Genomic DNA, 12,300 nt, shown 5'->3' on the forward strand with positions numbered 1-12,300 from the left:
GTGTGGCCGCCGCCCTGCTGGCGAACGTGCTCTACAGCACCGGGTTCGTCCTGGAGAAACGGGCCCTGACCGCGATGCCGTCCGTCAGCGTGCGAAGGCCGGCGCGGCTCTTGATGCAGGTCGTGAGCAGCCCGCTGTGGATCGGCGGATCGCTCGCGCTCGCCGCCGGGTTCGGCGCGCAGCTCGCCGTCTACCGGACCCTGCCGATCGCCGCCGCGCAGGGCATCTTCGTATCCGGACTCGTGCTTCTGCTGCTGCTCTCCTCCGTGCTGCTCGGCGAGCAGACTTCCGGGCGTGAGCGGTACGCCGTCGGGGCGATCCTCGCCGCGCTGCTCATGGTCGTGCTGTCTCTGCGCGAGGGTTCGGACACGGTCAGCCGCAGCGCGCCGGTGCCGCTGGTCCTCGCCGTCTGTCTGCCCTCGCTCGCGGCGGGGGTCCTGCTGTACGGGTCCGCCGAGCGCCGGGCCAGGCACCGGCACCGGCTTCCGACGACCGGCGTCGAGTACGGGGTGGCCGTCGGCCTGCTCTACGGCGTGAGCTCGCTCGCCATCAAGGGCGTATCCAGCTATCTGACCACGGAGGGACTCGGCTCGGCGCTGCTCGATCTGCTGCGCTCCCCGTATCCGTATCTCCTGCTCTTCACGGGCGCGTTCGGCCTGGTCATGTCGCAGGCGGCGCTGCAGCGCTGCCGGGCCTCGCTCATCGTCCCCGTGTGCACGACGGTCACCGCGCTGTTCACCGCCGTGCTCGGGACCCTCGCCTTCGGCGAGCCGCTGCCGGAGGAACCACTGCGGCTCACCCTGCGGATCGCGGGCACGGCGCTCGCGGTGTCCGTACTGCTCGCCATGCCCAAGCACGACCCCCGACCCGAACCGCCTGCCCAACCCCCCACCCCCACCAAGGAGTTGACCAGCTGATGAACCCCGAAGACCCGCTCCTGAAGATCCTGGCGTGCCCGCTGGACAAGGGCCCGCTGCACCTCCTTGAGCCCGAGGGACCCCTCGTACCGGAAGAAGTCCTCTACAACCCGCGGCTGCGCCGCCGCTACCCGATCATCGACGGCATACCTCAACTCCTCCCCTCCTCCGGGGAACAGCTGTCGGAGGACGAGCACGAGCAGCTCCTGAAGCGGATCTCGCCGTGACGGGGCCCGACAAGACTGCGACGGGGCCCCACAAGACCGTCGCCGCCCGCCTGGCCCCGCACCTTCCCGCCCGGATCGTCGGCGCCCTGGCCCGCCTCGTCTACCCCCGCTTCGAACCGGAGCTCGCCCGGCTCGGCGACCTCTGCCCGCGCGGCTGCTCCACGGCCGTCGACGTCGGCGGCTGGTACGGCCCGTGGTCGCGGCGCCTCGCGTCCCGCGCGCGCCGCGTGGTGACCGTGGAGCCGGTACCGCATCTGGCCCGCCTCCTGGAGGACTCCACGCCAGGCAACGTCCGGGTGATCCAGGCCGCGGCCACCGACCGTCCCGGCACGGCGCGCCTCTGGCTGCCGCGCGGCGACCGGGGCGACCGGGGTGTCTCCTCGCTCATCCGCAGGGACATCCACGCGAAGGCGGTCGACGTACCCTGCCTGACCTTGGACGGCCTTGGCCTGCGCGACGTCGACTTCATCAAGATCGACGTGGACGGCAACGAGCTCCAGGTGCTGCGTGGCGCGCACGATCTGCTCACCCGCGACCGCCCGGCCCTCTTCATCGAACTGGAGTCCCGTATCCAGCCGATCACCCCGATCGTCGACCTGCTCACCCGGCACCACGGCTACCAGGGCTGGGTCCTGCCGCACGACACCTGGCTGCCGCTCGAAGGCTTCGACCTGGAGGCGCACCAGCACGACACGGCGTACGTCGTGTCGCAGGGCCTGCTGCGCAGAGCCCTCACGCCCCGGCACCCCCGGTACGTCAATTCGGTGCTCTTCCTTCCCGGCGGACGCCGCCCGGGAGCCGCCGCGGTGCGCGACCATGGAGCCCATGTCCGCTAGCTCCGCCTCCGCACCGCAGCCCGGCCCGTTCACGCCGCTCGACTTCCAGCTGGTCCTGTTGCGCCGCATGGCCGACCACAACCCGGACCTGGTGGAGGAGGCCCGCCACCAACTGGGCGTCTCCATCGCCGACATGCGCGAGGCCAACCGCCGCTGGCAGGCGATGACCCGCTCCCCTCGCGCACGGGGTTCAGCCTCCCGCTACCGCTCGGTGCTCGGCCCACCGGTCGCCACCGTGCCCCGCCGCATCGGCGACCTGGAGTGCGAGGCCCTGCTGTGGCCGGTGCCGCTCTGGCCCACCCTGCGCTTCGAGGTGCTGCTCGGGCCGAACGGCGCCGCGTGGAACGAGTGGCTGGTCCGCGCTCCGGACACCCCCGGACCCGAACTGCGTACGGTGGACGACCTCACCCCCTGGTCGTGCACGGTCGACGAGGCCGCCCGCGCGTTCGCGCCTGCCCGCCCGATGGAGGGCACGGCGCCCACGCGCTGGCGGCTCCTCTTCACGGCTCCCGACGGTTCGGGTCAACCACGGCGCTGCGTCGCGGAGTTCACCTGGGGGCTGCTCCAGCGGGTGTCGTTCCCGGATGGCGCCTGAGGCCTGAGGAGTCCCACCGCGAGGGCCGACGCCACAAGGAGTGCGCTGACCCACAGCGGCGAGCGGTAGCCGAGCCCCGCGCCCAGGGCGAGTCCGCCGCCCACCGGTCCGATCGCCGCGCCCACGTTCAGCGCGGCCGTGGCGAAACCGCCCGCCAGCGTGGGGGCGCCGGTCGCGGCGTACAAGACCTGGGTGATCAGCGCCGAGCCGACGCCGAAGGACAGCGCGCCCTGGACGAGGACGAGCACCACCGCGGCCACCGGGTTCCCCGCGGTCAGCGCGAAGAGCACCCATCCTGCGAGCAGCGCGAGCGCCCCGCAGAGGAGGAAGGGCACGGGCCGCACATCCGCGTACCGCCCGGCGACGGTGACCCCGACGAAGGAGCCCACGCCGAACAGTGCGAGCAGCACGGGCACCCAACTCTCCGTGAATCCCGTGACGTTGGTGATCAGCGGCGCGAGGTAGGTGAACGTACAGAAGGTGGCGCCGTTCACCAGCGCCGCCAGGAGCAGGGTCACTGCGAGCCGCAGGCCGCGCAGCGACCGCAGCTCACCGCGCGCGCTGCTCACCTCCGTGGCGGGCGCGTCGGCGGGGACGGACCGCAGGATGGCGACGACCGCGGGCACGGAGACCAGCGCCACCGCCCAGAACGCCGACCGCCACCCCCAGTACTGCCCGAGCAGCGCACCGCCGGGCACACCCGCGACGCACGCGATGGTGACCCCGCCGAGCAGGGCGGAGGTGGCCCGCCCCTTGGCGTTCGGCTCGACCATGCCGGTGGCGGCGACGAGCGCCACGGCGAGGAATCCCGCGTTGGCGAGCGCACCGACCACACGCGTCGCGAGCAGCACCGCGAAGCTGCTGGTCAGCGCCCCGACGACATGGACGAGCAGAAAGGTCACGAGAAAGCCGAGCAGCGCGTTCCGGCGCGGCCAGCGGCGGCTGAGGACGGCCATCAGCGGGGCACCGACGACCATCCCCACGGCGAAGGCGGAGGTGAGGGTGCCGGCGGTGGACAGGGACACGTTCAGATCGGCGGCGATGTCGGGGCCGAGACCCGAGAGCATGAACTCGGAGGTTCCTTGCGCGAAAACGGCAAGTCCGAGCATGTAGATGGCAAAGGGCATGAAGGTACTCCGCGAGGGGGCGCCCCGAAGGGGCGCGGGGAACTGCGCGACCAGCCACGACGCACCCGCAGTGGGGCGGTCGGCATCAACAGAACTGCTGGGCCACCGGACATGCCGGGCCGGTGGCTATGGTCTGTCGGACTCAGGGCTGGTCATGGCCGCAGGCTAATCACGCCTCACACGCCACGTCCACCCGATTAACTCGCGGCGGTAAGGATCTCCTCCGTCACCGCTGCCAGCGAGCCAGGGTGAAGGTCGATGAAGAGATTCGGCTCGACGAGTTCAAGCTCCATGACACAGGGGTTCCCGCTCACGTCGTCGACAAGGTCCACGCGGGCGTAGAGCAGCTCCGGCGCACCGGGAATCACTGCCAACGCCCGCTCGGCGACGTCGAGTTCGGCGGGTGTCGGCTGCCAGACCCGCAGGTCAGGGTGCGGCATCTTCTCATCGTCATAGGCCGCCCCCGGCGCAAGCACCGCACCCTTCTGGACGGCGTGCAGAAAGCGTCCGCCGACGTAGACGAGAGCGCGCTCGCCGGTCTCGTCTATGCGGGGCATATAGGGCTGCACGATCGCGGTGAACCCGTCCTCGTGCATCTTCGCGACATGCTTCGACGCGGCCTCGTGCTCGCCCGCCCCGTACCGGGCCGCGAGGCGCGCGCCCGCCCCGGAGGTGGGCTTGACGACGAACTCCCCGCCGCCGTCCGGGAACTCGACCGGGTCACCGGCCGCCAGATACCGGGTGGGCACGACGGGTACCCCCGCGTCCGCAAGCTCCCCCAGGTACCGCTTGTCGGTGTTCCAGCGCACCACGGACGCCGGGTTGGCGAGGACGGTGAGCCGTGCGACGCGTCCCGCCCAGGCCAGGAACTCGGCGCCGCGCCAGCTGTAGTCCCAGGTGGACCGGATGACGACGAGGTCGAACCGCTCCCAGTCGACCCGGGGGTCGTCCCAGGTCACGGTGGCCACGTCAGCCCCCGCCTCTCCGAGCGAGCGCGCGAGCTCGGGGAGATCACGGTCGATGCCGGTCTCCAGCTGGGTGCTGCTGGTGACCAGCGCGATCGTGGGGCGGTCGGGTGACACGGAGGCCTCCTGGGGTCGGTTGTGCGCACCGCAGGCTAGCAATCGCCGGGCGTGCACCCGACAACGCCCATGCGCAGGTCACCGGGGTGTTCCGACCAGGCCCGCCTCGTACGCGATGATCACCAATTGCACCCGGTCGCGAGCGCCGAGCTTGGCGAGCAGCCGGGTCAGATAGGTCTTGGCGGTGGCGATGCTGATGGTGAGTTCGGCGGCGATCTCGGTGTTGGAAAGGCCGCTGCCGACGAGGGTGAGGACCTCGCGTTCGCGGTCGGTGATGCCGGTGATCGAGCCCCGGGGCCTGGCGTCCTTGGTGGGGCGTTCGGCGAACTCCTTGATGAGGCGGCGGGTGACGCCCGGGGCAATCAGGCCGTCTCCGGCGGCGACCACGCGGACCGCGGCGAGGATGTCGTCGAGTGCCATGTCCTTGACGAGGAACCCGGCCGCGCCCGCGCGCAGCGCGCCGTACACGTAATCGTCGTCGTCGAAGGTGGTCAGGACGATGACATGGGTCTCCGCGCTCGGCCCTGTGGTGATCAGCCGGGTGGCCTCGATGCCGTCCATGCCGGGCATGCGGATGTCCATCACCACGACGTCCGGGCGGAGTTCCTCGGTGAGCCGGACGGCCTCCGTGCCGTTGCCCGCCTCGCCGGCGACCTCGATGTCGGGGGCCTCGGTGATGACCATGCGCAGGGCGGCGCGGACGAGGGGCTGGTCGTCGACGAGCAGGACGCGTACGACTCGGGCGGGGGCCGGGCTCTCCGTCACCGGACTCTCCATGCTCATCGGACACCCGCCGGTACCGGAAGCCGGGCCGCGACCCGGAAGCCGCCATCGGGGCGGGGTGCGGCGCTGAACTCGCCGTGCAGCAGGCCGACTCGCTCGCGCATGCCGAGGAGGCCGTAGCCGCCGTCGGGGCCTTCGCCGTGGCCGCGCCCGGCATCGATCACCTCGATGGCGAGCTCGTCATCCCGGCAGTCGACGGAGACTTGGCAGGACGCGGCACCCGCGTGGCGTACGACGTTGGTGACGGCTTCCTGGATGATCCGGTACGCCGATACGTCGATCTCCGGTGGCAGCGGCCGGAGTTCGCCGGTCCACCGCACGTCGACACGGACGCCGGCGGCCGTCGTCGTCTCGGCGAGACGGTCGACGGAGGCGAGGCCGGGCTCCGGACCTAGGGGCGCGTCCGCCCCCGCCGGTTCCGCGTCGCGCAGGGCGCCGAGCATGCGGCGGAGACCGGAGAGGGTCTCGCGGCCGGTGGCCTCGATGGCGTTCAACGCCTCGCGGGCTCCGGCCGGTTGGGTCTCGATGACCCGGCTTGCCGCGCCCGCCTGGAGGGCAATGACGCCGATGCTGTGGGCGACGACGTCGTGCAACTCCCGTGCGATACGCAGCCGTTCCTCGGTGACGGCCTGCGTGGCGGCCTGGGCGCGCAGACCGTCGGCGTACGCGCGGGCCTGATGCACCGAGTTGCCGATGAGCCAGGCGGTGACCGCGGTCAGCGCGATGTACGGTTCCGCCGCGGTCCCGTCGTCCCGCCCGAAGCCGAGCAACTCCCTCGGGGCCCAGAGGGCGAAGAGCGCGCCGGACGCCATGCCACCGGCGATCAGCGAGGTCCTGCGCGCCTGCCCTGCGGCGACGAACCCGAGGGCGACCGTCACCGGCAGAAACGCCGTGGGCACCACCTCGGTCTGCCGCCAGGCGGCCATCGTGCCGCCCGCACCGGCGATCACCAGAGCCATGGCGGTCAGCGGCCGCCGCCGCAGCACGGCACAGCCCGCGAAGACCAGGGCGGTGGCGAACAGCAGGACGAGCCGCGCCCAGAGCGCGTCCATGCCATCCCGCGGATAGGAGTACGAGACCTCGTGCCGGGGCGGCATCATGACGTACTCGACCAACGGATAAGCGGTCACCGCACACCACGTCACGCCCACCCAGACACCCACGGGCATGCGCTTGAAGAGGGGCAGACGCGGCTTGACCGACATGCGCCGATCGTAGCCACGGAGGTCGGCGCGGGGCATCGGACCGTGGCTGTACGACCTCGGTCGACACCGGGACCCGCGATTGTCGGCGTCGGTCCGACGACGGGCGTGGGCGCGTACCGGCACCGTTGGCCGGGTGATCGAAGTCAACGAACTGACGAAGGTGTACGGCGGCAAGACCGCGGTCAGGAACCTGAGTTTCACCGTGCACCCCGGCCGGGTCACCGGATTCCTCGGCCCCAACGGCGCGGGCAAGAGCACCACGCTGCGGCTGCTGCTCGGCCTGAACGCCCCCACGAGCGGCTCGGTCAGCATCGACGGCCGGCCCTTCCGGACCCGCCCGCGCGGCCTGCGCCACGTCGGCGCGCTGCTCGACGCGGGCGACGTCCACGGCGGCCGCACCGCCGCCGCCCACCTGCGCGCCCTGGCCCGCAGCAACCACATCCCCCCGGCCCGCGTCACCGAAGTCCTGCACGAAGTCGGCCTCACCCAGGCAGCCCGCAGGCGCGTCGCCGGCTACTCCCTCGGCATGCGCCAACGCCTCGGCATCGCCACCGCCCTGCTCGGCGACCCGCCGGTGCTGTTGTTCGATGAACCCCTCAACGGCCTTGATCCAGAAGGCGTGTTGTGGGTCCGCGGCCTCTTCCGCCGCCTGGCAGACGAGGGCCGCACGGTCTTCGTCTCCAGCCATCTCATGACCGAGATGGAGAACACCGCCGACCACCTCATCGTCATCGGCCGTGGCGAACTCATCGCCGCCGAGAGTCTCACCGACTTCGCCGCACGCGGCACAGGCCGGAGCGTGACCGTACGCACACCGGACACCACCGCACTGATACGACTCCTGACCGCCGAAGGCGCCTCGGTCCAACCCCGGGGCAATCTGCTCACCGTCACCGGCCTGCCCGCCTCCCGCATCGGCGAACTCGCCCTCCAGCACCGGGTGTTGCTGCACGAGCTAACCACCCGCACCGCATCCCTGGAGGACGCCTTCATGGAGCTCACCGCCGACAGCACCGAATACCTCGCGGGAGAACCCCGATGACCGCAGCCCGCGCCCGCTTCCGCGACCTCATCGCCGCCGAGTGGATCAAACTCTGGTCACTGCGCTCGACCACTTGGGTCTTCGTGCTCAGCGCGCTCTCGGTCCTCGCGTTCAACGTGGGCACCGCGTACGACACATACCGCTACTGGACGGAGCGGAACGCCGACGACAAGGCCGCCTTCGTCCGGGACGGCATCCCGCTCCAGGAGGCGTTCACCTCGAACGGCACGCTGGTCTTCATGCTCACCGTCGGAGCCATCGGCGCCCTGCCGATCGTCGGTGAGTACGGCACCGGGCTGATCCGCACGACGTTCACGGCGGTCCCCGACCGCCGCTCGGTGATGGCCGCCAAGGTGACGGTGATCTCCGCGGTGACGACCGCGTTCGGAGTACTCGTCGCCGGGGCGTCCTTCGCCGCCACCCAGGCGATCCTGTCCGGCCGCGACGCGGGCGTCCCCCTCTCCCACCCCGGCGCGCTCCGCGCGGTCGTGGCATCCGCACTGCTCGCACCGGTCTGCGCCCTGGTGGGCATGGCGCTCGGCGCCGTCGTGCGGCACGGCGCCGCCACCATGGTCACGGTCTTCGCGGTGCTCCTCCTGCTGCCCGGCGTCGTCACGGACCAACGCCGCTGGTCGGCCGTCCTCTCCCACACGCTGCCACTCAAGGCCTGGGACCGCCTGTCCCAGCCGGGCGGCCCTGCGGACCTCTACCCATGGACGACCTCGGGCGCGTGGACGGTCTACGCGGCATGGTCCCTGACGGCGGCCGCCGTCGCGGTGACGGCGGTGCACCGCCGAGATCAGTAGCCCCCCGCCACAAGCTTCAGCACAGCCCCGAGCCCCCGCACGGACCCCGGCGCCGCCCCGCCCGGCAGCACATAGGACCGCAGGCCCGCGCCCGCCGCTCCACCGTCCTTGGCGGGGTGGTCGCCGACCATCAGGGTGTCGGCGGGGGCCACTCCGAGTTCCGCGCAGGCGTGGCCGAAGAGGAGGGGGTCCGGCTTCTCCGTGCCGTGTTCGTAGGAGTGGACCCAGCTCGAGAAGTAGCCGTCGAGGCCGTGCCGGGCGAACGTCGCCCGCAGGTCCCAGCCGACGTCGCTGACGACGCCGAGCGCGATGCCCCGCGAGGCGAGTGCGGCCAGGGTGCGCTCGGCGTCCGCGTACGGCAACCAGTGTTCCGGGGAACGGAGTTGCTCGTAGAGGGTGCCCGCGTGCGGGGCGAGGGCCTGGGCGGAGGCGTACCAAGTGGTGAACGCGTGGCGATGGGCATCGGGCGAGACGTCGCGGGCGTGCTGCGCCGCGATGACCGCTGGGTCGGCGAGGCCCTCCTCCAGGGCGGTGAGGATGGCGTCCATCGTGGGCTCGCCCACCGGCCCCGGCAGTGCGGCGCGGATGCGGTCGGCGTACGGGGCGATCTGGAAGAGCGTCCCGGAGAAGTCGAAGAGCACCGCGCGGGGCACGGTGACGGGCATCGCGGCCGTGGCCCGGATCGGGCCCTCCGGGCCGCATACGGGCGGGAGTTGGGGAGCTGGCATCCGGTCTTCCTATCGCGCGCCGGGTAAGCGCGTGATCAGGGAGCGGAGGCATGGGAGACACGCGGCGCCCCGTGGGGGCGGGGCGCCGGTGCCGTCGGTGGGCCCAGAGGGTGAATCAGAAGATGAAGACGCTCTGAGCGGTTTCCGTGTAGTAGGTCTCGCCCGGGTAGACGAGCCATTCGACCGGGCCCGAGCAGCCGGGGCCGCTGTGGACCTCGGCGATCGCGTCCGTATGGTTGGCCACCGAGGACGGGAACCAGTCGACGGCGTAGCAGCCGATCGGGTCCTCGTAGGCGGCGCCGTTGATGATCAGGACGCCTTCCGCCGCGTACGCCGAGCCCGACATCCCGAGTGCCAGGGTCGCCGCGGCCGCCATCGCCCCCAGGGTCATGGCCATGCGTCGTCGTCGCATCATGAGTTGGATCCCCTCCACCGCACGGGCCGCTCCCGACGCGACCCGCTCAAGTCACCTAAAGTAGGTGATCAGGCACGCCACGTATCCGGCGCGCGGAGGCACATCCCGGCGGCACGTGCGCCGTTCACTTCCCTTCACTGCACGGTCACGCCACAGCCGCACCATCACCATCAGAGCTCCCAACTGAGCCATTTGCAACGGGAGTTCGTATGATGCGGGCCATGGCAAGTCACGGGGATCTCATAGCGGGGCGCTACCGCATCACCACACCGCTCGGGCGCGGCGGCATGGGCACGGTCTGGCGGGCGAAGGACGAACTACTGGGGCGCGCCGTCGCGGTGAAGGAGCTGCACGTCGACGCGGGCCTCTCGCCCGCCGACGCCGAGAGCCGGCGCGAACGCACGCTGCGCGAGGCGCGCTCGGTGGCGCAGGTGAAGCACCCCGGCATCCTGGTCCTTCACGACGTCGTCCAGCACGACGGGCAGCCTTGGATTGTGATGGAGCTGATCGACGGCAGCTCGCTCGCCGACCGGATCGCCGTGGACGGTCCCGTCCCTCCCGCCGAGGCCGCCCGGATCGGCCTCGCGCTGCTCGCCGCGCTGCGTGCCGCCCACGCGGCGGGCGTCCTGCACCGTGACCTGAAGCCCGCGAACGTACTCCTTGAGGCGGGCTCGGAGCGTGTGGTGCTCTCCGACTTCGGGATCGCCCAGGTCGACGGGCAGACGACGCTCACCGAGACGGGTGCGTTCGTCGGCTCGCCCGAATACACCGCCCCGGAGCGGATGTCCGGCAAGCGCACGGGTCCCGAGTCCGATCTGTGGTCGCTCGGGGTGCTGCTCTGCGCCGCTGTGCAGGGCGAGTCTCCGTTCCATCGCGACTCGGTGGCGGGGGTCCTGCACGCCGTCGTGATGGACGAGATCACGGTGCCGGACTCCGCCGGTCCGCTGACTCCCGTCGTACGGGGGCTGCTTGAGCGGGATCCGGCACAGCGGCTCGGCGCCGACGAAGCCGAGCAGGCGTTGCGGGGCTTCCTCGTCGAGGAGCGGATGCCGACCGTGCCCCGCACACCGGTTGCCCGCAGACCCACACCCCCCGCGGACGGCGACCCCATCGTGCTCGGCGCCGCCCCCGCACCCACCGCACGCCCCCGGATCCGTACGGCCCTCATCGCGGGCGCCCTGGTGCTCGCGCTCGCGGCGGGCGGCACGGGCGCGTGGGTCATGACACGGGACGACTCAAGCAACACGGGGACGGAGTCGACGGGGCGCGGCGGCCCGGCCGACGAGGTGAGCGAGAAGCCGGAGACCGCGAAGCCGTCGAAGACGCCGACGAAGAAGCCCTCGAAGAACCCCGACAAGCCGAAGAACCCCGGCAAGAAGCCGACCATCGACCCCAAGCCGTCCGCCGACGGCACCGGCAAGCCCACCCCCGCCGGGACCAGGACGCCCTCCAAACCCGCCGAGGACCCTGCCCCCGCGGGCTACGAGACGGTCAACGACCCGACCGGGTTCACGATGGCGACGCCCACCGGCTTCCTCCGCTCCAACGAACCGCCCCGCGTCTTCTACAACTCGGCGGACAACGCCTTCCGCATCGGCGTCCATCCCCAGCCCCTGGACCCGGACGGCCCCCTCGCGGTAATGCAGCAGGCCCACAAGGACGGTCCTTCGGACTACCCCGGATACCGCGACGGCTCGGTGCGCAAGACCACGCACAACGGTCACCCCGCCGCCGTCTGGGAGTTCACCTGGGACGGCGGCGCCGGTGACGGCGGGCCGCGCCGCACCTACGACCTGAGCTGGGACGAGGGCGGCAAGATGTACGACCTGTGGGTCTCCGCGCCCGCCGGGCGGGCGGCGGCGGGCGAGCGCCACTTCGTCGAGGCGCACCAGTCCTTCACCCTGGGCGGCTCCTGACGCGAGAGGGCTCAGGCCTTCCCCTCCAGCAACACAGCCCGCAGCGTGGGCAGATGGCTGCGGTCCGGGTCCTTCACCGCGGTGATCAGGGTGACCGTCCCGGCGGCCGCGAGCTCCCGCAGGTGCAGGATCGCGTCCTGCTGCTCCGGTCCTTCGAGCTCGGCGCGGTAGCGCCGCGTGAACTCCTCGTACGCGTCCCAGTGTTGATGGAACCACGTACGCAGCCCGTCGGAAGGCGTGACCGCCTTGGGCCATTCATCGACGGCGGCGCGTTCCTTGGAGACGCCTCGCGGCCACAGGCGATCCACCAGGACGCGTACGCCGTCGGCTTCGGTGGGCGGGTCGTACACGCGGCGCACGGGGAACGGCTGGGTCTCCATGCCCCCATCGTCGGCCCCGCCCGGCCGCACCTTCACCGGCGCGGCGGCAGCTTCACCCGAAGGCTGTAGAGGCGGGTGATCTGCTGCGGCAGTTCGTTGTCGTCGCTGACGAGCAGCGGCCGCAGCGCGCCGTGACCGCCGCGGCCGGTCACCGCCATGCCCTCGATGTTGTCGATCAACGGGCTGCACCACGCCGGTCTCCTCGGCGCCGCGCGCGTCGGCGACGTACAGCCGTACGGAG

Annotated in this window: 15 protein-coding genes; 7 read left to right on the plus strand and 8 right to left on the minus strand. The window is 71.8% G+C overall.

Annotation, left to right across the window (positions count from 1 at the left end; all coding sequences use genetic code 11):
- The first annotated feature begins 2 nt into the window (after positions 1-2).
- The 4 genes from AB0O76_RS03665 to AB0O76_RS03680 are packed head-to-tail and all read left to right on the plus strand — an operon-like array spanning position 3 to position 2,575.
- Complete coding sequence (locus tag AB0O76_RS03665; RefSeq protein ID WP_365485548.1) at positions 3-917, plus strand: hypothetical protein; 915 nt, start codon at positions 3-5, stop codon at positions 915-917.
- Positions 917-1,144, plus strand: coding sequence for a Trm112 family protein (locus AB0O76_RS03670; RefSeq protein ID WP_365484946.1), 228 nt, complete (start codon positions 917-919; stop codon positions 1,142-1,144). The genes AB0O76_RS03665 and AB0O76_RS03670 overlap by 1 nt, the downstream gene beginning before the upstream one ends.
- Complete coding sequence (locus AB0O76_RS03675) at positions 1,141-1,980, plus strand: FkbM family methyltransferase (RefSeq protein WP_365484949.1); 840 nt, start codon at positions 1,141-1,143, stop codon at positions 1,978-1,980. Before AB0O76_RS03670 ends, AB0O76_RS03675 begins: the two co-directional genes overlap by 4 nt.
- Positions 1,961-2,575, plus strand: a complete 615-nt coding sequence (locus AB0O76_RS03680) for a hypothetical protein (RefSeq protein ID WP_365484952.1) — start codon at positions 1,961-1,963, stop codon at positions 2,573-2,575. Before AB0O76_RS03675 ends, AB0O76_RS03680 begins: the two co-directional genes overlap by 20 nt.
- On the opposite strand, the gene AB0O76_RS03685 is transcribed toward AB0O76_RS03680, so the two are convergent.
- From AB0O76_RS03685 to AB0O76_RS03700, 4 genes are all read right to left on the minus strand, one after another.
- Positions 2,503-3,702: a Cmx/CmrA family chloramphenicol efflux MFS transporter gene (locus tag AB0O76_RS03685; RefSeq protein WP_365484955.1), complete on the minus strand. Its 1,200-nt coding sequence runs from the start codon at positions 3,700-3,702 to the stop codon at positions 2,503-2,505. The two genes, AB0O76_RS03680 and AB0O76_RS03685, sit on opposite strands and share 73 nt — an antisense overlap.
- Before the next feature lie 197 nt (positions 3,703-3,899).
- On the minus strand, positions 3,900-4,763 hold the full coding sequence (locus AB0O76_RS03690; RefSeq protein WP_365485550.1) for a hypothetical protein: 864 nt from the start codon (positions 4,761-4,763) through the stop codon (positions 3,900-3,902).
- A gap of 99 nt (positions 4,764-4,862) precedes the next feature.
- Positions 4,863-5,549 carry a response regulator transcription factor gene (locus AB0O76_RS03695; protein ID WP_365484958.1) on the minus strand — a complete coding sequence of 229 codons (687 nt, stop codon included), beginning with the start codon at positions 5,547-5,549 and terminating at the stop codon, positions 4,863-4,865.
- 14 nt (positions 5,550-5,563) lie between these two features.
- The gene (locus AB0O76_RS03700) at positions 5,564-6,772 is read right to left on the minus strand and encodes a sensor histidine kinase (RefSeq protein ID WP_365484961.1); all 1,209 of its coding nucleotides are present in this window, start codon (positions 6,770-6,772) and stop codon (positions 5,564-5,566) included.
- A gap of 133 nt (positions 6,773-6,905) precedes the next feature.
- Here AB0O76_RS03700 and AB0O76_RS03705 point away from each other — a divergent pair, with 133 nt between their 5' ends.
- Complete coding sequence (locus AB0O76_RS03705; RefSeq protein ID WP_365484964.1) at positions 6,906-7,814, plus strand: ATP-binding cassette domain-containing protein; 909 nt, start codon at positions 6,906-6,908, stop codon at positions 7,812-7,814.
- A complete protein-coding gene (locus AB0O76_RS03710) occupies positions 7,811-8,620 on the plus strand; it encodes an ABC transporter permease (RefSeq protein ID WP_365484967.1) in 810 nt (269 codons plus the stop codon). Before AB0O76_RS03705 ends, AB0O76_RS03710 begins: the two co-directional genes overlap by 4 nt.
- Here AB0O76_RS03710 and AB0O76_RS03715 read toward each other — a convergent pair.
- Both AB0O76_RS03715 and AB0O76_RS03720 read right to left on the minus strand, forming a co-directional pair.
- Entirely contained in the window at positions 8,614-9,348 is a 735-nt protein-coding gene (locus AB0O76_RS03715) for an HAD-IA family hydrolase (protein WP_365484970.1), read from the minus strand. The two genes, AB0O76_RS03710 and AB0O76_RS03715, sit on opposite strands and share 7 nt — an antisense overlap.
- 115 nt (positions 9,349-9,463) lie before the next feature.
- Positions 9,464-9,763: a hypothetical protein gene (locus tag AB0O76_RS03720; RefSeq protein WP_365484973.1), complete on the minus strand. Its 300-nt coding sequence runs from the start codon at positions 9,761-9,763 to the stop codon at positions 9,464-9,466.
- Positions 9,764-9,984: 221 nt separating this feature from the next.
- Between AB0O76_RS03720 and AB0O76_RS03725 the strand changes: the two genes are divergently transcribed.
- Positions 9,985-11,679 (plus strand): protein kinase, encoded by a 1,695-nt coding sequence (locus AB0O76_RS03725; protein WP_365484976.1) that lies wholly within the window; start codon positions 9,985-9,987, stop codon positions 11,677-11,679.
- A gap of 11 nt (positions 11,680-11,690) precedes the next feature.
- Here the strand turns inward: AB0O76_RS03725 and AB0O76_RS03730 are convergent, their stop codons facing one another.
- Positions 11,691-12,059: a DUF488 family protein gene (locus AB0O76_RS03730; RefSeq protein WP_365484979.1), complete on the minus strand. Its 369-nt coding sequence runs from the start codon at positions 12,057-12,059 to the stop codon at positions 11,691-11,693.
- Between the two features lie 32 nt (positions 12,060-12,091).
- Positions 12,092-12,238: a hypothetical protein gene (locus tag AB0O76_RS03735; RefSeq protein ID WP_365484982.1), complete on the minus strand. Its 147-nt coding sequence runs from the start codon at positions 12,236-12,238 to the stop codon at positions 12,092-12,094.
- Positions 12,239-12,300 lie beyond the last annotated feature (62 nt).

The sequence above is a fragment of the Streptomyces sp. NPDC086554 genome, assembly GCF_040686095.1.
GTDB lineage: Bacteria > Actinomycetota > Actinomycetes > Streptomycetales > Streptomycetaceae > Streptomyces.

What these genes read in the sequence shown, in the direction of transcription:
- AB0O76_RS03670 (WP_365484946.1), top strand. Translation starts at nt 917, where the DNA reads ATGAACCCCGAAGACCCGCTCCTGAAGATCCTGGCGTGCCCGCTGGAC.
- AB0O76_RS03700 (WP_365484961.1), bottom strand. Translation starts at nt 6,772, where the DNA reads ATGTCGGTCAAGCCGCGTCTGCCCCTCTTCAAGCGCATGCCCGTGGGT.
- AB0O76_RS03730 (WP_365484979.1), bottom strand. Translation starts at nt 12,059, where the DNA reads ATGGAGACCCAGCCGTTCCCCGTGCGCCGCGTGTACGACCCGCCCACC.
- AB0O76_RS03685 (WP_365484955.1), bottom strand. Translation starts at nt 3,702, where the DNA reads ATGCCCTTTGCCATCTACATGCTCGGACTTGCCGTTTTCGCGCAAGGA.
- AB0O76_RS03720 (WP_365484973.1), bottom strand. Translation starts at nt 9,763, where the DNA reads ATGATGCGACGACGACGCATGGCCATGACCCTGGGGGCGATGGCGGCC.
- AB0O76_RS03725 (WP_365484976.1), top strand. Translation starts at nt 9,985, where the DNA reads ATGGCAAGTCACGGGGATCTCATAGCGGGGCGCTACCGCATCACCACA.
- AB0O76_RS03715 (WP_365484970.1), bottom strand. Translation starts at nt 9,348, where the DNA reads ATGCCAGCTCCCCAACTCCCGCCCGTATGCGGCCCGGAGGGCCCGATC.
- AB0O76_RS03710 (WP_365484967.1), top strand. Translation starts at nt 7,811, where the DNA reads ATGACCGCAGCCCGCGCCCGCTTCCGCGACCTCATCGCCGCCGAGTGG.
- AB0O76_RS03680 (WP_365484952.1), top strand. Translation starts at nt 1,961, where the DNA reads ATGGAGCCCATGTCCGCTAGCTCCGCCTCCGCACCGCAGCCCGGCCCG.